The following is a 20439-nucleotide window of genomic DNA, read 5'->3' as shown; positions in this document are numbered from 1 at the left end:
CTATATTTTGGAAAAATTGAAATATAGATAACTTCATTTTTTTTTGATATTATAGAAGTATAGTGTTGTTTTATATTTTTATACAGAGTTCTTTAAAAATTTAGCTTCTTTTATTTTTTATTTAATTTTTAGAAAGGTCGGGGGACACAACTATGATTGAAAAAGAAGATATAATTTTAGCACAGAACGGTGATGAAGAATCAATTGAAAAAATTATCAGAGAGTATCAAGGTGCAATTTACAAAAACAATCTTTCATTTTTCTTAAAAGGTGGAGATAGTGATGATTTAATGCAAGAGGGTTTTATCGGTCTTATAAAGGCCATTAAATCTTATGATGAAAACCGAAATGCATGTTTTAGTACTTTTGCAAATCTTTGTATCAGAAGACAGATGATTACAGCTGTTAAAAATCATAATTCTGATAAATACAAAAACTTAAATCTTGCTATGCAGGGAGATGGATATGCGAACCATGAGGAGAGCATTCATTACAGACATCCATCCTTTGGTTTTTATTCACCTGAAGATATTTTCTTAGGGAAGGAGTTGGTTGGTCTTTTAACTGATTTCCTCAATGAAAATTTAAGTGGTTTGGAAAAAAAGGTTTTTGTATATCTATGTAAAGAGTATACATATGTTGAGATTGCTGATTTTTTAAGTGAACCTCCAAAAAAAATAGACAATACTATTCAAAGAATCAAAAAAAAGATTTTAACTTATTTAGGTTCTTACTCTAAATAACTATTAACAGAGATACTAAAATGGTGATTCAATCAATTAAAATTGAGTCCTAGATTGCAAAAATGGCTATTGAATATCACTATTCAATAGCCATTTTATTTTTAATGTTTTAATATTGCTTCATTAACTCTTTTACTTTTGAAACAACCTCATCCTTAGAAATTTCTAAAGTTTCATTTGTTCTTCTTATTTTTAACTCTACAATACCTTCAGCTGCTTTTTTCCCAGCTACAACTTTAAATGGATATCCTATTAGATCTCCATCTTTAAATTTGAATCCAATTCTTTCATCTCTATCATCTAAAGCCACATCTATATTAGCCTCTTGGAAGTTCTTATAAATCTCTTCAGCCAGTGTAACCTGTTCCTCAGACTTCATATTAGCTGGTATTACCTCAACTACAAAAGGAGCTATTGCTGATGGCCAAATAATTCCATTTTCATCATTATTTTGCTCTATTGCTGATGCCATAGTTCTAGAAACCCCAATTCCATAACATCCCATCTCCATAACTTGACTCTTTCCATTTTCATCTAAGAAAGTTGCATTTAAAGCTCTAGAGTATTTATCTCCAAGTTTAAATATATGTCCACTCTCAATTCCTCTAGCACTTGCAAGTTCTCCTCCACACTTTGGACATCTCTCTCCAACTGTTACTGTTCTTACATCTGCAACTATCTCCGCTTCATAATCTCTTCCATAGTTAACATTTATGTAGTGTGTATCTAACTTATTTCCACCAGCTGTATGATTAGATATACCTACTATACTGTTATCAGCTATAACTTTAACCTTACTTAAATCAGTTCCAACTGGACCTATAAATCCTTTTATTAATCCTAAATCTTCAATCTCTGAGTCAGTTAACAATACAACATCTATAGTATCAATTATATTTTTTAACTTAACCTCATTAACTTCAAAATCTCCTCTTATAAGAACCATATAGACATCATCTGTTACAACATCTTTATACATCATAGCTTTAACTGTTTGCTCTACAGGTACATTTAAGTACTCCACAACGTCAACAATCTTAGACACATTTGGTGTATCCACCAATTTGATCTCTAACGCTTCAGCTTTTGGTAACTCTGTTATTGTACTTGTAGCTGTTTCAACATTTGCTGCATAGTCGCATGATGTACAATATATGATTTCATCCTCTCCCGATTCAGCTAAAACATGGAACTCCTGTGATCCACTTCCACCAATCGCTCCCGAATCTGCCTCAACTGCTCTAAATTTAAGTCCACATCTTTCAAATACTCTTGTATAAGCAGCTTTCATATTTTCAAACTCTTCATCTAAAGACTCTTTATTTGCGTGGAATGAGTATGCATCTTTCATCATAAACTCTCTTCCTCTCATAAGTCCAAATCTTGGTCTTCTCTCATCTCTAAACTTAGTTTGAATTTGATATAGGTTTAAAGGTAAAGCTTTATAAGATGATATATCATTTCTGATAATATCTGTTATTACCTCTTCATGTGTTGGTCCTAATGCAAACTCTCTTGAATGTCTGTCTTGAATTCTCATCATTTCAGCACCCATTACATCCCATCTTCCACTCTCTTTCCAAAGTTCAGCTGGTTGTAATACTGGCATGAATATCTCTTGAGCTCCAGCTCTATCCATCTCTTCTCTTACAATATTTTCAACTTTCTTTAAAGCTTTTAAACCTAAAGGAAGGTATGTATAAACTCCACTTGCTAATCTTTTTATCATTCCTGATCTAAGTAATAGTTTATGGCTGATTACTTCTGCCTCTTTAGGAGTTTCCTTAAGAGTTTTTACATAGTATTTACTTAATCTCATCTTATCCTCCACTTTCTTAATTATTTTACCTCATATTCTATCACAACATCTTTTATGAGGTCAAACTTTTGTTAAACTTTTCATCAATATCCCACTGTAATATCTGATTATTCACTCTACCTTTATTGTCTCTTAAATATTCCATACATATATCTTTAACCAGTTTTATAGTTTTTACATCATGAACTATATCTATAAATTTCAAATCACTTAGCCCACTCTGTTTCACTCCAAAAATCTCTCCAGCCTTTCTTAACCTTAAATCCTCTTCCGCTATTTTAAAACCATCCTCTGTACTCTCTAAAACCTTGAGTCTAGCTGCTGAGTTATCATTTTCTGTGGAAGATAGCAGAAAACAGTATGACTGATGCTCTCCTCTTCCAACTCTTCCCCTCAACTGATGTAGTGTGGCCAGTCCAAAACGCTCAGAGTTTGTTATAACCATTATACTTGAATTGGGAACATTTACCCCCACCTCTATAACTAAGGTTGAAACCAAGATATCTAGCTGATGATTTTTAAATTGATGCATAACCTCATCTTTCTCTTTATTTTTCATTCTCCCATGTAAAACGCCCACTCTATACCCTGGAAGGTTTTTCTGTACCTCCTCATATAGTTCCTCTGTTGATTTGGCTGAAAGCTTATCACTCTCATCTATTAAAGATGCCACAAAATATGCTTGACGTCCCTCTTTCAGTTTTTTGTCTATAAAGGAGAACATCTTTTCCTCATCCTCTTTTTCATTGATCCACTTTGTTTTTATTGGCTTTCTTCCTGGAGGTAACTCATCAATTACTGCAACATCTAAATCTCCATAGATACTCAGTGCCAAAGATCTTGGAATAGGAGTGGCACTCATAACAATAAGATTCGCTAAAACACCCTTATCTCTTAATCTTTTTCTCTGCAGAACTCCAAATCTATGCTGTTCATCAATAACTATCAATCCAAGTTTAGAAAACTCTACACTATCCTCTATTATAGCATGAGTTCCTATAACAATATCCGTTTCTCCCACCTTTATTCTCTCTAAAAGTTCTGTTTTCTTTTTTCCCTTTACACTCCCAGTTAAAAGTTCAACTCTCACTCCCAATTCCTCTAAGGTCTCATAGATAGAAAGATAGTGCTGTGTGGCTAAAATCTCTGTTGGAGCCATTAAAACTCCTTGATACCCATTCTCTATAATATAGAGTAGTAAAAGTACTGCAACTATAGTTTTTCCACTTCCAACATCCCCTTGTATTAAGTAGTTAATAACTTTTCCAGCATTTATACCTCTATATATCTCTGTTATAACTTTTTTTTGAGCTTTTGTTAAAGTGAAGGATAATCCCTCTAAAAATTTTGTAACTAAGGCTTTTTTTCCCTCTATACTGTAAAGACCGATATTATTCATATCCACTTCATATCGCTTCTGAAGTATTCCCATCTCCAATATTAAAAGCTCCTCTATTGCAAAACGTCTTTTTGCTTCCTCTAAGTTCCTTGGATTTGTGGGGTAATGAATCTCCTTTAGAGCTCTTTCCCTGTCCATCAACCTATATTTTTTTATTATCTCATCTGGAATATTCTCTTTAAACATATCTAAATAGTTTTTCAAACACTCTTTTAAAACTCTTCTTATGCTATTTTGGTTTAACTCCTTTGTTGAGCTATATATAGGAAGTATCTCTCCCTTATTCTCCTGCCCTTTATAGAGTTTAAACTCTGGGTTTACCATTTGAAAAGTATATCCTCTTTTTACATTACCTATAAAAATATACTCCTCTCCCATTTTTAAACTGTTCCTTAAATAGGGTCTTTGAAACCAAACCACTTCAAGAATTCCAGTTCCATCATTCACTGTAGCTTTTATCATTTTCATCCCTGTTCTTGTAGGAGGAGCTGATATATTCATTATATTTCCTTTTAGTACAACATACTCATCCCCTCTTAACTCGCCTATTTTTTTCAGATTTGTTCTATCGTCATAAGCTCTTGGAAAATAGTAAACCAAATCATATAGTGTCTCTATATTCAGTTTTTTCAACTTTGAATATGTTGCATTTGAAACTCCCTTTATATTAAAAAGTTCTATCTCTTTATAAATATCCTTATATATCTTAATCACCACCTTTTTCTAATTATAACATACTTGTATTTCCTTTTGTACATTTTATAGTACGTTTTATTTCAACTCTATAAAACCTCTTAAAATAAGGCTTAGTGAAAAAAATATCTTCCATATATATGTAATTTTTAGTTGACTTTTTTTATCTTTTAATATATCATTGTTATATAAAATGAATAGGCAAAGTAGAGGAAACTCTATGACGCAAAACTATAGGGTCTTTAAAATGACAGCCAGTTGCAATTACACTTTGTTTAAAACAGGGTATAAATGCAACTGGCTTTTTTATTTTTTTACTTTATAACATTATTGGAGGGAATAAAATTATGAAAAAATTACTGACACTTTTATCTTTAACTGTGGCTATATCAGCTTTTGGAGCTAACAATGAAACAAGTATGAAAATCAATGCAGTTGTATTACAACCTTTAAACGTTAGCCACAATGGTGATATTGACTTTGGAAATGTTATTCAAAATACCACTGCAACTGTAGATACTCCTAAAGTATTCACTGTCAATGGTTCAGCTGGTGCACAAGTTACCTTAACTATAAACAATCAACCTGCTAACTCTTTCACTGAAACAACTATAAAGGACAGTAATGACAATCGTATTACAGTTTGGCTTGATGACACTAGATTAAGTTCAAAGACATCTACTCTTGACGATCAAGGAAATCTTACTTTCTCTTTTAAACCTAGAATATATGTTCCTCAAAATCAAGCTCCTGGAACTTATACTGGTTCATTAGTTGCTAGAGTTCAATACCAATAATTGTAACAATAAAAAAACTGAGGAATATTCCTCAGTTTTTCTTTTTTATAACTGCTCTAATAACTCATCTGATATATCAAAGTTTGAATAGACATCATTAACGTCATCTAAATCATCTAAAGCTTCATACAGTGCCATTACTTTTTTAGCTGTATCTAAATCTGTAATCTGTACTTTATTGTCAGGAATCATTGCAACCTCTGCTTCAGTTACATTGTAACCAGCCTTCTTTAACTCATCTGCAACTGTATTACAATCAGCTGAATCTGTTAAAACTGTAAACTCTCCATCTTCCTCTTTAACATCCTCTGCTCCAGCCTCTAGTGCAGCCATCATTAACTCATCTGCATCCACACCCTCAGCAGCAACTATAATCTCACCTTTTCTTTGGAACATCCATGATACAGCACCATCTGTACCTAAGTTTCCATTTCTTCTAGAAAATACAGTTCTTACCTCTGAAGCTGATCTGTTTTTGTTATCAGTTACAACCTCAACTATGAAAGCTGTTCCCTCTGGACCATATCCCTCATATCTGATCTCCATGTAATCTACACCTTCAAGCTCTCCAGTACCTTTTTTAATAGCTCTCTCCAGATTATCCTTTGGCATATTAGCAGCTTTTGCTTTATCCATTGCAAGTCTTAATCTAGGGTTAAAGTTAGGGTCTCCTCCAGCTTCCTTCGCTGCTATTGTTAACTCTTTTCCTAACTTTGTGAATAGCTTTCCTCTTTTAGCGTCTTGAGCACCTTTTCTATGCTTTATATTAGACCATTTACTATGTCCTGCCACAAAAACTCCTCCTCATTTTTTAAATATCTCTTTAAATTCTATCATAAGCCCTATTTTTTTTCAATATATTTGGATACAAGCTCCATTTTTTCCTTCACTTTCTCTAAAATTATATCTGGAGTCATCAATCTATATCTCTCTTCATAGGATAGATTATCATAAGCCTCCCCCGAAAGCATATCCTTTGGTTCTATACCCTCATGCCTTTTGTTATCCCTTGATAACCAATCTCTTTTACTAGACCCTGGGCTAAATATAGAAAAACTTGGGATATCCACAGCTTGAGCCAAGTGTCTTGGTCCACCCTCATTTCCCACAAAAATATCACAATTGGACATCAGAGCACCAAGCTCTCTTATACTCTTTGTATTTATATCTGAGATAACTCTTTTATCCCACTCTAAATCCTCATGGAACTTTTTAGCAAACTCCCTCTCATTTGGTGAATAGTATAGAATAATTTGACAATTGAATGTATCTAAAAGCTTCTTTGCCAGCTCTCTCATTAAATCAACTGGATATACCTTTGACTCTCTTCTAGAATTTATAGCTAAAGGTATTATTATTTTATTAAAATCTACCCCAGCTTCCTTCATTCTTACTCTTAAATCCTCTCTTTCCTCTGGTAAAAATGTCAGTGAGTAATTTTTATCTAACTTTACATCCACTCCATCATTTATAAGGGGATCTAACATCTTTAAAAACTTTTCAGCCTTATCATAATCACTTGAAGGTTCTGGAATACTGTGAGTATAAGTATAACCTCTCTTAGGTTTCCATCTTCCTATTTTGTACTTAGCCTTTCTTGAAAAAAGCGTAAATGCCTCACTTTTAGGTGTTGACATTATATCTATAACAATATCGTAATCAGCTCTTGTCACATTCCAAACTTTTTTTAAATACTTAAAAGGATTTTTTCTCTCCTCTTTAGATATTGATATAACTTTATTTAAGTATTTTTGGTGCTCAAATAGAGGGGCTACATAATCGTATAAAACATAGTCTATCTCTGCATCTGGGTATGTTTCTTTCAGACTTTTACATATCACAGATGACAGTATCGCATCCCCTATCTGTTTAAACCTAACTACTAAAATCTTCATGTTAAATCTCCTCTATTGTGTTTTTTATAGTTTTTAAATCTCCCCAGAAATCCACTGCAACTTTAGCTCTTTTTCCTCCATCATCTCTCGATTTTTTAGCGAAATTAGCATCATATGTTACCAACAGTTTTATATTTCCTTTCCAGTCCATAACTTTTCCCTTCTCTTGAAGAAATCTAAACTCTCTTTCAAGTAGAAGTTCTGCTACATCCTGTCCCAGTGCAACTATAACTTTTGGGTTCATAAGAGAGATTTGAACCATTAGATACTCCTTTAAATCTCTTTTATCTCTTTCCTCTAGCTCTCTATAGTTTTTTTCAGATTTTGTAAGTGTTGTAATATAGTAATCCTCTGGAAGTAATCCAACTATATCACAAAGTTTTATTAAAAACTCTCCACTAGAACCAGGTTTAACTTTAAAATTTTCATCTATATATAAATTTACGTCATCTCCCACAAAAAGGATATCCCCTTTAAAATTCCCTGTTCCTAAAACAACCTTATCCTTACTATCTTTTAAAGCGTCTGTTGTTCCTATCTCAAACTTTAGCTCCTCTAATAACTTTTGAATCTCCTCCATAAAAGCCTCCTAAAACTTAATCAACTCACTGCATATATCCTGATTAGCAATCTCCACAGATATATCTATTCCATGTCTTAACAGCTCATCTAAAACTGCTTCAATTGCAATTTTCGGGTCATTACTATCCTTACTCATATGAGCCAAATAAACTTTTTGTAATCTCTCATGATACATCTCTTTTATAAACCTTGCACAGTCATTGTTTGACAGATGTCCATTTCTACTTTTTACACGAGCTTTTAAATCCCAAGGATATGAACACTGCATCAATTTATGATAGTCATAATTACACTCTATAACCATGACATTTACATCTTTAAAAGACTCTCTAACTGTGTTATCTATATATCCTAAATCCGTTGCAATAGCAACCTTGCTTCCTGAGCTTTCCTCTATTCTAAACCCTATTGTTCTCTCAGCGTCATGCATAACATCAAATGGATAGACCATACTATCTCCAACCCAAAATGCTTCATCTATAAACCTCAAGTTTTCACCCTTTATCTTACCTAATTTTAAAAGTCCAGCCTCATAGCTTTCCTTTGTAATATAGATTGGAATATCATACTTTCTAGATATTATTCCTGCTCCCTGAATATGATCTCCATGTTCATGAGTTATTAAAATCCCATCTATATCACAAATATCTATATCTATTTTTTTTAGCTGTTCCTCTATTTTTTTTCCACTAAATCCTGCATCTATCAGTAAGTTTATATTATCAGTTTCTAAAAAAATAGAATTCCCTTTACTTCCACTTCCTAATACTGCTAACTTCATAGCACTTCCTTTCAATTAATAATCTGTTTCATATTATACCATAAAAAAACCTCTTAGCATATACTTGCTAAGAGGTTATCTCTTTTTTATTACATCTCTTCAAATTGATCTTTTCCAACATAACAAAGTGGGCATACCCAGTCCTCTGGTACATCTTCCCATTTCGTTCCTGGAGCTACACCATTCTCAGGATCTCCAACCGCCTCATCATAAACATAATCGCATATAACGCATCTCATATGCTTGCTCATCTAAAAACCCCCTCTTTTTTATTTATTAGTTACTCCATAACCCGTGGATATTACAGTACTCTCTTGCGCAAACACTAGCACCTTTTGGTACTTTAAAATATGCTTCTGGTGCTTCTCCTGGTTTTAGGTACTTTCTATATAAAAAATCATCTACACATATCTCTATCATCTGGATATAGTGCTCTTCTGTCATAGGGTGTGCCATCTCTTTTCCCACTTTTACTAAATAACCGTCCTCTTTTTCCTCTACATAAGGTACATGCTTTTCAGTTGAAGCATCTTGAGATTTCTCTTTTATAAGCTCTAATCCTTCTACTGCAACTCCCTCTTTATCTGCTACAACAACCTCTAGTATTACAGGATTTTCCTTCACTTTGTAAATTTCATAAACTTTCATAACAACCTCCTTAAACTAAATCAAAATAGTTTTAACGTTATTAAAAACACTTTATTTATTCTGGCAATGCGGACAAATTCCTTTAAAATAAACATGATACTCATCTATTTTAAAATCCTTCATATTTCCAGTTATAAGCTCATCTATCACAACTGGAATATCATATACTTTTTTACACTCTACACATTTAAAATGTCCATGTACATGAGTATCAACATCATATCTAGTCTCATTTTCTTCTATTGTTATAACTTTAGCTATTCCTTTTTCTATAAAAAGATTTAATGTATTATATACTGTAGTTTTTGAAAGAGTAGGAATCTCTGGGCATAAAGCTTTATAAATCTCATCCACTGTTGGATGAGTCTTATTCTCTAACAAATATTCAAATATTTTCATTCTTTGATATGAAGGTTTTATATCATGTATTTTCAAATGTTCACCTATGTTTTCAATATACATGCTTCCTCCTTTTGAAATAATTACAATTTTGTAACAATTATTCCTGCTTTTAATATACACTTTTTTAGTATTTTTGTCAAGATATCACATCAAAATTTTTACCATTAAATATCTATGAACCCCTTTTCCATACTCATCTTTTTGCAACTCTTCAATCATATATCCATTTTTTTCATACATATCTATAGCCACTTTATTTTTAGGATCAACCGTTAGGTACACTTTATCTATACCTAATTTTTTTAATTTTTTATGGGTATCTTCTAAAAGTATTTTTCCATATCCCTTTCCTCTTTCCTTTAAAGAAGTTGAAAATCCATATAAAAAAGCCTCATTTTTTCCCATAATCCCTTGATACTGTGCCACTGATAAAAGATTATCTTCATCATCTAGTAGCACATAGAGTTTTCCATATCTGATAAAGCTCATAATCATCCACATATCAGCTCCACCCATAGCTCCAAAACTCTCTATCTCATTTTTATATATTTTCCCAATTAACTCTCTATCATCTGCCTGAACTTCAACTACTCTCATTAAACCTCCTAATACCCTATATCAAATAGATGAAGACCATTGGGGTCTGCAACTATTTTAGCATAATGACTGTTGGGATTATTTAACATCTCTATCAAATAGTTTTCTGGTTTCTTTTTAAAATAGATAGCTAAAACTGTTCCCACTATTATTCTTATTTGAGATTTTAAAAATGCATTTCCTTTCACATATAATTTAATTGTCTTTTCATCCACTCTTTTAAACTTAGCCTCGTAGATATCTCTGATTGTTGTATTACTTCCACAATCTGAAAGTCTAAAGTTAGAAAAATTATGTCTTCCTATAAGAGGAGCCACTATCTTATTCAATCTATCTAAATCTAAAGTTTCCTCAACAAAAGTTACATATCTCGATTGAAATGGGTTTCTCTCCTCCCCTATATAGTATTCATAAGCTCTATATGTAGCCGAAAATCTTGAACTAAACTCAAAGTCCATCTCTTCAACATCTAAAATAAAAATATCTTTTGGTAAAAGATCATTTAAAATTCTTCCTATTTTTTCCAAAGGAATTTTTGAAGTAGTAAAAAAATTAGAAACTTGTTTTTTAGCATGAACACCTCTATCTGTTCTTCCTGCTGAAACTAAATCTATATCAATTTTAAATACAATCTTTAAAATTTTCTCCAGTTCCCCTTGAACAGTTCTTAAATTAGGTTGTCTTTGAAAGCCATAAAACTCGCTTCCATCATAACTATATGTTAACTTTATATTTCTTTCCAAAATTTTCTCCTTTTCCTTCTGTATATATAAAAAAAAGTCTTGAAAACTCAAGACTCTGTAATATCATATGTGGTGCGAGAGGAGGGACTTGAACCCTCACGTCGAAACGCCAGATCCTAAGTCTGGTGCGTCTGCCAATTCCGCCACCCTCGCAAAAAGATGGTGCGTCATACTGGGCTCGAACCAGTGACAACACGATTAAAAGTCGTGTGCTCTACCATCTGAGCTAATGACGCATTCTTATAAAATTTATTTGGGGTGACCGACGGGATTCGAACCCGCGACAACCAGTGCCACAAACTGGCGCTCTACCAACTGAACTACGGTCACCATATGGCGTGTCTGAAGAGATTCGAACTCCTGACCCACGCCTTAGAAGGGCGTTGCTCTATCCAGCTGAGCTACAGACACATTTGATAAAATATTAAATTGGAGCGGGAGACGAGGGTCGAACTCGCGACATTCAGCTTGGAAGGCTGACGCTCTACCAACTGAGCTACTCCCGCAGATGGTCGGAATAGCAAGATTCGAACTTGCGGCCCCCTGCTCCCAAGGCAGGTGCGCTACCGGACTGCGCTATATTCCGACTTATTTATTTGTTTTTTGTAACTCGCTCTCGTTCGCTACAAAATTATAGTATCACAAATTCTTATTTCTGTCAACAAACTTTTTTATTTTTTTTATTTTTTTATTTTCATAATTAATTAATCCCTTAAAAAAAGGATTGATTTTATTAAAAAAGAATAATAATTTATATACAAATATATAATTTTTTTCTATAATATTTTTATGATTATTTTTAGCTAAGGAGGTTTTATAATGAAAAATACAAAACTTATTTGCTCTGTTCTTTTAGCTGGTTCTCTTTTTGGAGCTTGTACAGCTACTGGATATAATAGCAAAACAACTGGTACAGCTGGTGGTGCTGCAGTTGGTGCTCTAATAGGACAGGCTATTGGACAAGATACTAAGGGAACTCTTATTGGAGCTGGAATTGGTGCTCTTGCTGGTTTAGGTTGGGGAGCATATAAAGATCAACAGACAAAAGAGTTACAAGCTAGATTACAAAATACTCAAGTTAGAGTTACTGATGAAGGAAACTATATAAACCTTAACCTTCCTGGTGGAGTTACATTCCCTACAAATGGTTATGTTATAGGTAATGGTTTCTATGGACCACTTAACGATATTGCCGCTGTTTTAAACCAATACCCTGAGACAAGAATAGTCATCTCTGGTAACACAGACAACACAGGTGCTTACTCTTACAATATGGATCTATCTGTTAAAAGAGCAAGAAGTGTTGCTGACTACCTAGTTCGTAGAGGAGTAAATCCTAATAGAATCACTATAAATGGATTTGGACCAGATAGACCTATTGCTAGTAATGCAACTGCATCTGGTAGAGCTCAAAATAGAAGAGTGGAAATCCAAATCTTCCCAGCTTATTAATTATAAAAATAAAAAGAGGGTTCTATAAAATGAACCCTCCTTTTTTATTCAGATACTATTTAATATTTTCAACTGCATTTTTAGTAGCTTCTCTTATACCCTCTGATGTATAAGTTGCTCCAGACACTACATCAAACTCTGTATTTTGATTTTTCAAAATATACGTTTTTAACGTATCCACAGCTGGATCAGCGATTGGTGGTGTATCTTGATGTATAACATCAACTCCTATAATTTTAAAATTATCACCTTTAGGTTTTACTTGTAATTTTACAGTTAAATCTCCATTATAACCAGTTCCAGTTCCTTCTACAACCATTGGTCCCGGTCTATTTGCTTCATATATACCTAGCAATACTCCTAGCACTATAAAAGCCACTACGGACTTTTTTCTTAAAGTTTCTTTACTCATCTATAAACCCCTTCTATTTTTTTGGTATCAATCTAGGTACTACTTTGTCTCTACCCTCTAATCCAACTTTTTGTATATACTCAATTAAAACTTCATCTAGAGCTGGATAGTGTCCTAACTCTTTTCCATTAGCTAAAGATGAATATCCATCTCCACCAGCTGCCATAAAGTCATTTGTTGCAACTACATATGTTTTATTTGGATCTAACTTTTCATTTCCAACTTTTATCTCTAAAACTCTTCTATATGCTGGATTTTTAACATTAAATTTAACAGTCATTCCAGAAACCTGTGCCATTGCTCCTAAAGATTCTGGATAAGATCTAAGTCCATTTTCAACAGCTTTTTGTAAATCTGATCCCTTTACCTCTTTTGTTATAACATAGTTTCCAAATGGTAATACACTTATTACATCTCCAACAGTTACCTCTCCAGGATTTATAGAGGCTCTAATCCCTCCACCATTTGTTAAGGCTACATCTGCTCCAGTTTTCCATAGCATTGCATCTGTTATAAGTTGAGAAAGGTTTGTTTCTCCTGTTCTAACATATGCTCTGTCCCCTTGTAATAAAATTGGAGATTCTCCAACCTTTACACCTGTTATCATCTCCTGCTTTCTAGAGATTTCATCTATTGTAGCTTTTACCTTAGCATCCTCTGGAACTGGGTTATCCCCATTCATTATTACATTCTTTGTATATAGAGTATAATCCATAGCTTCAATTCTATTTTTTAACTTATCAAAGTCAACTTTTACTACTCCAACATTTTTAGCATACTCTCCAGTTTGTACAATTGTTACTCCATTTACAACCTTTTTCTCCTTTAATTCAGTGTGACTATGTCCATCGATAATTAAATCAATCTCAGGTACTGCCTCAGCTAATCCCACACTTTGTAGATTTCTAGCTGTACTCTCATCGTCACCTAAGTGAGCTATAACAACTATAAATTTAACTCCCTCTTTTTTCATTTGAGCTACAACTGATTTTGCAGTTGCAATTGGATCAGCTATTGTTATATTTTTTACATTATTAGGATTTGTTTTAAAGTAAGTCTCAGGTGTTGCTAATCCAAAGAATCCAACCTTTTTCCCATCTATCTTTCTTATATCATATGTTCCTGCAATTGGCTTTCCTGTTGTTTTATCCACAACATTGGCAGCTAACGTTTTATATTTTTGCATAGATAATAACTCTTCTAGTCTCTCTTGACCATAGTTAAAATCATGGTTACCCAATGTTGCATAGTCAAGTCCAGCAGCATTTAAAGTTTCAACCATAGATTCACCCTTAGTTAAAGTTGCAAAAGTTGTTCCGTGCATTGTATCTCCAGCATCTATCAATAATACTTTTCCATTGTTTTTATCCTGCTCTAAAGCTTTTGCTATTGTGGCTACTCTAGCTAGTCCAACCCCATCATATTTCCCCTCTTTCGCTCTTCCATGAACGTCATTTACATGGACTAAAGTAAGCTCATATTCCCCATCTTTAGGCGGTAATACTTTACAAGCTGAAAGGGCTAAAACCAATCCCATCAAACCAAAAACTTTTAAATTTTTATTCATTTTTTCCTCCCTAATTAACCCTATTTTTAAAATAAAATCGAACATATTTTATCATATTTAGACAAAATTGTAAAAGAAAAAACTGCACAGAAATGCAGTTTTTCCCCCATCTTATATTTTGCTACTCAGTATCTTAAAAAGTTTAAAACTAACTTCTAAACCATTCTCTTCAACTTCAAAGGTATCTATCCATCTCCTTAAAGTTTCCATCTCCTTCATCCTCATATATTTTTCACTCCCCTCTTGAAAAATATAGTCTCTTATACTCAAGGCTTCTTGTATTTGGCAGCTATAAAACTCCATATACTTTTCATCCTTTATCAAAATAGTTTCAATCTCATTTTTTAAACTTTCAGTGGAGGAATAACCTTTTTTTATTATATCGGTTACCACTCTTTTTAAGTATAGATACTCCTTTATAAAAAACTCTCTCTTATATCTATAGACTCTTAACTCTTGAATAAAATTGATTAAAAGAAAAGGAAATATAACTACCAGCATAGACACTTTTGGTTTTTCAAGTATCTCATTTGATATCTCAATGGCTCTCTTTTTTTCCATCTCCATAAAAGTATCAATGTTTTGCATCTTTACTCTCTCCCCAATTGGAGTAAATCAATGTATGTCTTACATTTTCAGAGCTTGGTTCAACTTTTTTTACAAAGATATAGTACCATGCTCCAGATTCAATATCCTCCTCTGCCAACTTTTTATGAGCCTCTTTAAATCCCAAGGTTTCATCTAAAAATGGCAATACGGAAAAACAGAAAAAATATATACATACAAAGCTCCCTATAAAAGCTATCCACTTTTTTATCATATCTCCTCCCAATCTCTCTTATAGACTCATTAAAGATTGCGTAATATCAGGGAATACCACATGGAACATCAAATAAGCTGCTCCAAAAGTTACACCTAAGTTTATAATCTTTCCTACAATATAAAGAGTTATTGGTTTCCCCCCTTTAAATAGTTTACTTAACTCACTAAAGTTTGTAGATAACCCTATACTTGTGAAAGCTAAACAGAATAACCACCCTTGTAAAGGAGATATTAAACCATTTACCATCCCTTTATCTATAATGATTTTTGATCCATCAACTCCCAACATTCCATATATTCCTGAAAACACAAGTGAAGCTCCTATAAACCCTAAGATAAATTTAGGGAATCTTGTCCAAATCTCATTCAATGACCCTTTTAATGAGAAGTCTCTCTCCTCAGCCATAGATTTATCAACTTTTAATGACCAGTAAGCTGCTACACCCAATGCCATTACTCCAATTATTATATTTTGAATCATCTTTATAGTTGCTGCAACGTCTCTGGCCACTGAACCTAAATACTCCCCTGCTGCAACTACAGCTCCTGTGGAGTCCACTGTTCCACCAATCCAAGCTCCTCCTAACACCGGGTCCATATTTAAGGCCTTTATGAACATAGGCATAGCTATCATCATAAAAGCAGTAAACATTATAGAGATACTTACCGATAGTGTAAGCTCCTCTTTTTTTGCCTTACATGCTGCCGCTGCTGCAATAGCTGCTGATACACCACTTACAGACATATCTGCTGACATAACCATATTTAAGCTCTTTGATTCCATCTTTAAAATTTTATCTCCAAAACCAAATGTTAAAACTAAAACAACTGGTGTTACAAACCAAGTTACAAATATTCCTGGTATTCCTATTAATAAAACTTTATTTACTAAAACTGTTGACCCCAATAATATCAATCCAGTTTTTATAAAATACTCTGTTTGAGCTGCCGCTAAAAGTTTCTTTGGCGTTCCAACTGTGTTACTAACTATCAATCCTAAAACTAGACCCCAGAAAACATATCCCAGTCCCCAAGCTTTTAAAGTTTCTTGCTCTCCCAGTAAATACGCTCCTGTTGCCAAAGCAAACACTGCAGGGAACCCTTGTAAAAATCCCTCTCTATCTCTTCCCATTTTTTTTATTCCCACACTGAAATATATTCCAATAAAAGCCAATAATATTGCTAAATTAGGGATTAGATTGTATGGTTTTACAATAGCCTTCGATTTCATTTTATTCTCTTTATCTCTACTTACAAGCCATTTATCCACTAAATCACTTGCAGAGCTATTTAAACTTGTATCTGCAAAAGCCTTCTCTTCAGCTAAAGCTGTCGCTGCTAAAGCTTGATTTTTTATCAGTGCTGTTTCCTTTTTTAAATCCTCATACTGTTGAATAAATGGTTCTCCCTTTGCTTTTGCTGCACTTTCGCTTAGGTATATCGATTCAATAGGATTCTTTACCCATTTTTTAGGTTTTCCCAATATGCTTTTTACCCTCTCAGTTGTAGATGTTTTTATAGTTAAACTATTTTTATCAAACTGTGCCTCATGCCATTGAACTGTTTTAAAAGGTGCTCTCTCACCCTCTGCCTTCATCACATCATTATAGACTTCAGCTTTTCCTAAAATATTTTGTGAATCTGATCCCATATATATAAATACACAGAAAATCAGTATAATTGTTGCTAATAGTATTGCCCAGTAATCCTCAAATTTAAATAAATCTAATATTGTTTCCTTCAAACTTTTTTTGTTCTCTTTTACAGCTTCCATTTTTACCCCCTAGGTTTTAGTAAAGTTGCTCATTTTGTTGAACTGATATTCAAAGTCCCAAACATGACTAATGGGAACCCTTTTGGGGTCCCCATTAGACAGACTATATTTTTTTTTGGATTTTTAAACTAAATTTTAGTGTCCTCCACCATAGTTAAAAGGCTTCTCTAAAGTATATGGTTCTCCTGGACTTGGGTGTTGAGAGATAGGTTTAACGTTAATGTTAGCTCTATACTCTGTCTCTGCCCAAAGAATTCTTTGTGCTACTTGAGCCTCTGGATTTAATTCCACTCCATCAAGTATCATCTCTTTAAACTTTTGATATCCAGCTCTGTCGATTAAGTGACCTCCGTGAATATACATTGGTTTGTGATGTAATACGTTAGCTGAGAACTTCTGCCAGTTCCCAATAACTTTGATTATTACATCCTCTGTTACCCAGTTTAAGAACATTTTACCCATTCTTGGATATTGTTTTCCTGTTCTTCCACCAATTGTCATTCTATATAATTTTTGCTCTGGTCTTACCCATGCAGATGATGGACATGCCTCAACACACTCTCCACATCCTACACAACAGCAAGAATCCTTAACAATTCTGTGATTCTCTAACTTTAAAACTCTTGTTGCAGCATGATCACAAACTTTAACACATCTTCCACATCCAATACATCTATCTTTTAAATAGATTGGCTTAGTTACACCCATTATTCCAAAGTCATTGAAGTGAGCTTTAGCACAGTCATTTGGACATCCTGCTATAGCCATTTTAATATGGTAATGGCTTGGGAAAATTTGTTTCTCAAGTTTTCTAGCTAACTCCCAAGTGTTGATATTAGCTTTTACACAGTGAGAGTTTCCAATACATGCCATAATATTTCTAGCTCCGATAGTAGGATATCCAGCTTTATTAACTTCCATTTCAGCTCCACACATCTCTACATCTATTTCTTTTATGTATTCCTCTAGGTACGCATTTACTGCATCTACATTTTCGAACTTTATTCCAGGAGCATTAAGAGTTTGTCTCATACCCATATGGAATGTTCCATCTCCCCATCTCTCTGCAATCTCTTGTATTACTTTTAAATATTTAGCTTCAATTAATCCTCCTGGAACACGAAGTTGGATCATGAACTCTCCAGGTACTTTTGATTGACGGAAGCAGTTTAATTTCAGTTTAGTTATATTAATATCGTGATTCACTTATTTTACCCCCTTAGTCGATTAAATATTTAGCTTGAGAATAGTTAAATACTGGTCCTTCTAGACATACATAAACTTCATCAATTCTACAGTGACCACATTTTCCAATTGCACATGACATCTTTCTTTCAAAAGAAACCCAAATCTTATCAGCTGGAACTCCTAGCTTTTCAAATTCAATAGCTGTATATTTCATCATATTAGGTGGCCCAACAATTATAACCTCTAAATCATCAAATTTATCTGATACCATTTTTAAATGAGGCACATACTCAGTTACAAGTCCTACACACTCACCATCTAATCCACATCCTTTATCAACAGTTAATACCATTGGATGCTTCTTTCTCCAGTTGATAATATCATCTCTAAATAGTATAGATGAATCATCTTTAAATCCAAATAGTAACTCCATCGATTGAACTTCCTCTGGATTTCTATAAATATGGTTGATTAAAGATCTAACTGGAGCTAATCCTGATCCTCCTGTTACGATAACCACTTTTTTATTTTTTATATCAATTGCGTCAAAACCTTTTCCATAAGGTCCTCTCATTGGTAATAGATCCCCTGCGTGAAGATTAAAAATCTCATCAGTTACTATTCCAACTTTTCTAATTAAAAACTCTACCCATCCCTCTGCTGCAGAGAAATCAGTAACAGATATTGGACACTCTCCAACTTTTGGCAAAGATAGTTGCATAAACTGTCCAAACTTTACATTTCCTGCCTCTGGATACTCAACTCTAAATAGATATTCTATATCAGTAACTTTTTTTACATCTAAAAGTCTATATGGCGTTGGCATTATTAAATTTTCCATTACTTATTACCTCCATTTAGTTTATCAACTTCTGCAGCTAATCTGTTTACAGTAGTTGAGAAAGATATAAACACTGGACACTTGTCATCACATCTTCCACATCCAACACACATATGGTGCTCTTTAAATCTCTTTTTGTGATCATGGATTTTATGCATAACTTTAAATCTCATTCTCTCTCCACCAGTTTTTCTAAATGAGTGATTTCCAGCCATATCTGTATATCCATCAACGTGGCAAGATGCATTTATTCTTCTTCTCTCTCCAGCGTTTGAATCAGCGGTATAGTTCATATCATAAGTTGTAAAGCAAGTACATGTAGAGCATGATACAGTACAGCTTCCACACATTAAACATCTCTTGTCAAACTCTTTCCACATCTCTAAAGATTTAACTGCAATTTGAGTTTCTTTGTCATTTATCTCTGGAATTCTAACAACTCTTTCATTTTCTACAACTGGAGTTACTAAGAAATCAATCTCCTCATTTCCTGCAAAGTAATTATTGAAAGCCTCATCTTTAGTTTCTACTAAAACCTCTTCACCGTTGAATTTTACTCCAAATGCATACTCATCTGCTGAACCAGTACCCATTGAAGCACAGAAGCAAGTATCCCAACCTTTTGTTGGACACTCCATCAATATAAACTTTGTTTTCTCCCTCATTCTTTTATAGTATGAATCTTCAAATCCACCATTTTTTAGAAAGATATCATCATATCTTTTAATAGAGTGGATATCACAAGCTCTTGCAAATACAAGCATTGGTCTATCATCAACAACTTTTGACTCTCTATAATCTGCATCTGTAAAATATAAAACTGTTTCTGTTATAGGGCTCAATGCTTCCTTTGCTGCATAATCAGATTTTTCTTCATGCACAATCTCATTTGCCGAATAAACTCTATCATATCTCACAATGTCTGTGTCTGAATATCTTCCCTGTTTAGGAAATCTTTTTGGAGCATATATCTTATACTCTTTGCTAAGATTTTTTAACAAGCTATCAAAATTTTCTGCTGTTATTTTGTATCCCATTCTTACTTTGCCTCCCTGTTTTTTGAATTTTTATTCAATTCATTATGTGTTTATATTACAACCTTTATGTTTTTTTGTAAACCATTAATTACTATTTTTTTCTCTTTGGTTAAATTTGAATTTTTAGTCGAAAAGTATTTGGTCAGACTTTAATTTCTTTATTTTTTTAATAAAGTTTTAACTTTTGAATATCCTTTCAAATTCTAATTTCATACAACACTAGTATACTTATACACTAGTGTTGTAG

At 33.4% G+C, this 20439-nt stretch carries 22 protein-coding genes, 6 tRNA genes and 1 riboswitch; of the genes, 3 read left to right on the top strand and 25 right to left on the bottom strand.

All coding sequences use genetic code 11. The features are described from left to right. Window positions 1–152 precede the first annotated feature (152 nt). Window positions 153–743 carry a sigma-70 family RNA polymerase sigma factor gene (locus ACMOUI_RS10725; RefSeq protein ID WP_418965687.1) on the top strand — a complete coding sequence of 197 codons (591 nt, stop codon included), beginning with the start codon at window positions 153–155 and terminating at the stop codon, window positions 741–743. Window positions 744–852: 109 nt separating this feature from the next. Here the strand turns inward: ACMOUI_RS10725 and ACMOUI_RS10720 are convergent, their stop codons facing one another. Both ACMOUI_RS10720 and recG read right to left on the bottom strand, forming a co-directional pair. Beyond that, entirely contained in the window at window positions 853–2562 is a 1710-nt protein-coding gene (locus ACMOUI_RS10720) for a proline--tRNA ligase (protein WP_418965686.1), read from the bottom strand. A gap of 52 nt (window positions 2563–2614) precedes the next feature. Then, on the bottom strand, window positions 2615–4675 hold the full coding sequence (recG, locus tag ACMOUI_RS10715) for an ATP-dependent DNA helicase RecG (protein ID WP_418965689.1): 2061 nt from the start codon (window positions 4673–4675) through the stop codon (window positions 2615–2617). Window positions 4676–4844: 169 nt separating this feature from the next. After that, a riboswitch (cyclic di-GMP riboswitch) is annotated at window positions 4845–4920 on the top strand. Window positions 4921–5001: 81 nt separating this feature from the next. Between recG and ACMOUI_RS10710 the strand changes: the two genes are divergently transcribed. Further along, window positions 5002–5451 (top strand): DUF4402 domain-containing protein, encoded by a 450-nt coding sequence (locus ACMOUI_RS10710; RefSeq protein ID WP_418965685.1) that lies wholly within the window; start codon window positions 5002–5004, stop codon window positions 5449–5451. A 45-nt stretch (window positions 5452–5496) separates the two neighbouring features. Here the strand turns inward: ACMOUI_RS10710 and ACMOUI_RS10705 are convergent, their stop codons facing one another. The 15 genes from ACMOUI_RS10705 to ACMOUI_RS10635 all read right to left on the bottom strand — a co-directional run bounded on the left by ACMOUI_RS10705 (window position 5497) and on the right by ACMOUI_RS10635 (window position 11685). Then, complete coding sequence (locus tag ACMOUI_RS10705; RefSeq protein ID WP_418965684.1) at window positions 5497–6243, bottom strand: YebC/PmpR family DNA-binding transcriptional regulator; 747 nt, start codon at window positions 6241–6243, stop codon at window positions 5497–5499. A gap of 50 nt (window positions 6244–6293) precedes the next feature. Continuing rightward, a complete protein-coding gene (locus tag ACMOUI_RS10700; RefSeq protein WP_418965683.1) occupies window positions 6294–7346 on the bottom strand; it encodes a glycosyltransferase family 9 protein in 1053 nt (350 codons plus the stop codon). A 1-nt stretch (window position 7347) separates the two neighbouring features. After that, entirely contained in the window at window positions 7348–7926 is a 579-nt protein-coding gene (locus tag ACMOUI_RS10695; RefSeq protein WP_418965682.1) for a uracil-DNA glycosylase family protein, read from the bottom strand. A 9-nt stretch (window positions 7927–7935) separates the two neighbouring features. Continuing rightward, window positions 7936–8709, bottom strand: a complete 774-nt coding sequence (locus ACMOUI_RS10690) for an MBL fold metallo-hydrolase (protein WP_418965681.1) — start codon at window positions 8707–8709, stop codon at window positions 7936–7938. An 89-nt stretch (window positions 8710–8798) separates the two neighbouring features. Then, window positions 8799–8960 carry a rubredoxin gene (gene rd / locus ACMOUI_RS10685; protein ID WP_418965680.1) on the bottom strand — a complete coding sequence of 54 codons (162 nt, stop codon included), beginning with the start codon at window positions 8958–8960 and terminating at the stop codon, window positions 8799–8801. A gap of 25 nt (window positions 8961–8985) precedes the next feature. Next, on the bottom strand, window positions 8986–9357 hold the full coding sequence (locus ACMOUI_RS10680; protein ID WP_418965679.1) for a desulfoferrodoxin family protein: 372 nt from the start codon (window positions 9355–9357) through the stop codon (window positions 8986–8988). Window positions 9358–9408: 51 nt separating this feature from the next. Next, the gene (locus ACMOUI_RS10675) at window positions 9409–9819 is read right to left on the bottom strand and encodes a Fur family transcriptional regulator (RefSeq protein ID WP_418965678.1); all 411 of its coding nucleotides are present in this window, start codon (window positions 9817–9819) and stop codon (window positions 9409–9411) included. 84 nt (window positions 9820–9903) lie between these two features. Beyond that, a complete protein-coding gene (locus ACMOUI_RS10670) occupies window positions 9904–10356 on the bottom strand; it encodes a GNAT family N-acetyltransferase (protein ID WP_418965677.1) in 453 nt (150 codons plus the stop codon). An 8-nt stretch (window positions 10357–10364) separates the two neighbouring features. Then, window positions 10365–11102: a tRNA pseudouridine(38-40) synthase TruA gene (gene truA, locus ACMOUI_RS10665; RefSeq protein WP_418965688.1), complete on the bottom strand. Its 738-nt coding sequence runs from the start codon at window positions 11100–11102 to the stop codon at window positions 10365–10367. Between the two features lie 67 nt (window positions 11103–11169). Beyond that, a tRNA-Leu gene (locus tag ACMOUI_RS10660) sits at window positions 11170–11252 on the bottom strand. 7 nt (window positions 11253–11259) lie between these two features. Next, window positions 11260–11335, bottom strand: a tRNA-Lys gene (locus ACMOUI_RS10655). 18 nt (window positions 11336–11353) lie between these two features. Further along, window positions 11354–11429, bottom strand: a tRNA-His gene (locus tag ACMOUI_RS10650). 4 nt (window positions 11430–11433) lie between these two features. Continuing rightward, window positions 11434–11510: transfer RNA gene (locus ACMOUI_RS10645), tRNA-Arg, on the bottom strand. A 19-nt stretch (window positions 11511–11529) separates the two neighbouring features. Then, window positions 11530–11605, bottom strand: a tRNA-Gly gene (locus ACMOUI_RS10640). Between the two features lie 3 nt (window positions 11606–11608). Then, window positions 11609–11685: transfer RNA gene (locus ACMOUI_RS10635), tRNA-Pro, on the bottom strand. Window positions 11686–11918: 233 nt separating this feature from the next. On the opposite strand from ACMOUI_RS10635, the gene ACMOUI_RS10630 reads away from it, so the two are divergent. Next, window positions 11919–12551, top strand: a complete 633-nt coding sequence (locus tag ACMOUI_RS10630; protein ID WP_418965676.1) for an OmpA family protein — start codon at window positions 11919–11921, stop codon at window positions 12549–12551. Between the two features lie 55 nt (window positions 12552–12606). Here the strand turns inward: ACMOUI_RS10630 and ACMOUI_RS10625 are convergent, their stop codons facing one another. The 8 genes from ACMOUI_RS10625 to asrA all read right to left on the bottom strand — a co-directional run bounded on the left by ACMOUI_RS10625 (window position 12607) and on the right by asrA (window position 20192). After that, window positions 12607–12963, bottom strand: a complete 357-nt coding sequence (locus tag ACMOUI_RS10625; RefSeq protein WP_418965675.1) for an FMN-binding protein — start codon at window positions 12961–12963, stop codon at window positions 12607–12609. A 13-nt stretch (window positions 12964–12976) separates the two neighbouring features. Further along, window positions 12977–14530 (bottom strand): bifunctional metallophosphatase/5'-nucleotidase, encoded by a 1554-nt coding sequence (locus ACMOUI_RS10620; protein WP_418965674.1) that lies wholly within the window; start codon window positions 14528–14530, stop codon window positions 12977–12979. Window positions 14531–14641: 111 nt separating this feature from the next. Then, window positions 14642–15118, bottom strand: coding sequence for a hypothetical protein (locus ACMOUI_RS10615; RefSeq protein WP_418965673.1), 477 nt, complete (start codon window positions 15116–15118; stop codon window positions 14642–14644). Continuing rightward, entirely contained in the window at window positions 15105–15350 is a 246-nt protein-coding gene (locus ACMOUI_RS10610) for a hypothetical protein (RefSeq protein WP_418965672.1), read from the bottom strand. Before ACMOUI_RS10610 ends, ACMOUI_RS10615 begins: the two co-directional genes overlap by 14 nt. An 18-nt stretch (window positions 15351–15368) precedes the next feature. After that, a complete protein-coding gene (locus ACMOUI_RS10605; protein ID WP_418965671.1) occupies window positions 15369–17126 on the bottom strand; it encodes a YeiH family protein in 1758 nt (585 codons plus the stop codon). A 135-nt stretch (window positions 17127–17261) separates the two neighbouring features. Next, window positions 17262–18332: a sulfite reductase subunit C gene (gene asrC, locus ACMOUI_RS10600; RefSeq protein ID WP_418965670.1), complete on the bottom strand. Its 1071-nt coding sequence runs from the start codon at window positions 18330–18332 to the stop codon at window positions 17262–17264. A gap of 13 nt (window positions 18333–18345) precedes the next feature. Then, window positions 18346–19155 (bottom strand): anaerobic sulfite reductase subunit AsrB, encoded by an 810-nt coding sequence (asrB, locus tag ACMOUI_RS10595; protein ID WP_418965669.1) that lies wholly within the window; start codon window positions 19153–19155, stop codon window positions 18346–18348. Then, window positions 19155–20192: an anaerobic sulfite reductase subunit AsrA gene (gene asrA / locus ACMOUI_RS10590; protein ID WP_418965668.1), complete on the bottom strand. Its 1038-nt coding sequence runs from the start codon at window positions 20190–20192 to the stop codon at window positions 19155–19157. Before asrA ends, asrB begins: the two co-directional genes overlap by 1 nt. Between the last annotated feature and the right edge of the window lie 247 nt (window positions 20193–20439).

Origin of the sequence: Cetobacterium sp., from assembly GCF_048470075.1 — a bacterium.
Lineage (GTDB): Bacteria > Fusobacteriota > Fusobacteriia > Fusobacteriales > Fusobacteriaceae > Cetobacterium_A.
This window is presented reverse-complemented; position numbering and strand designations above follow the sequence as displayed.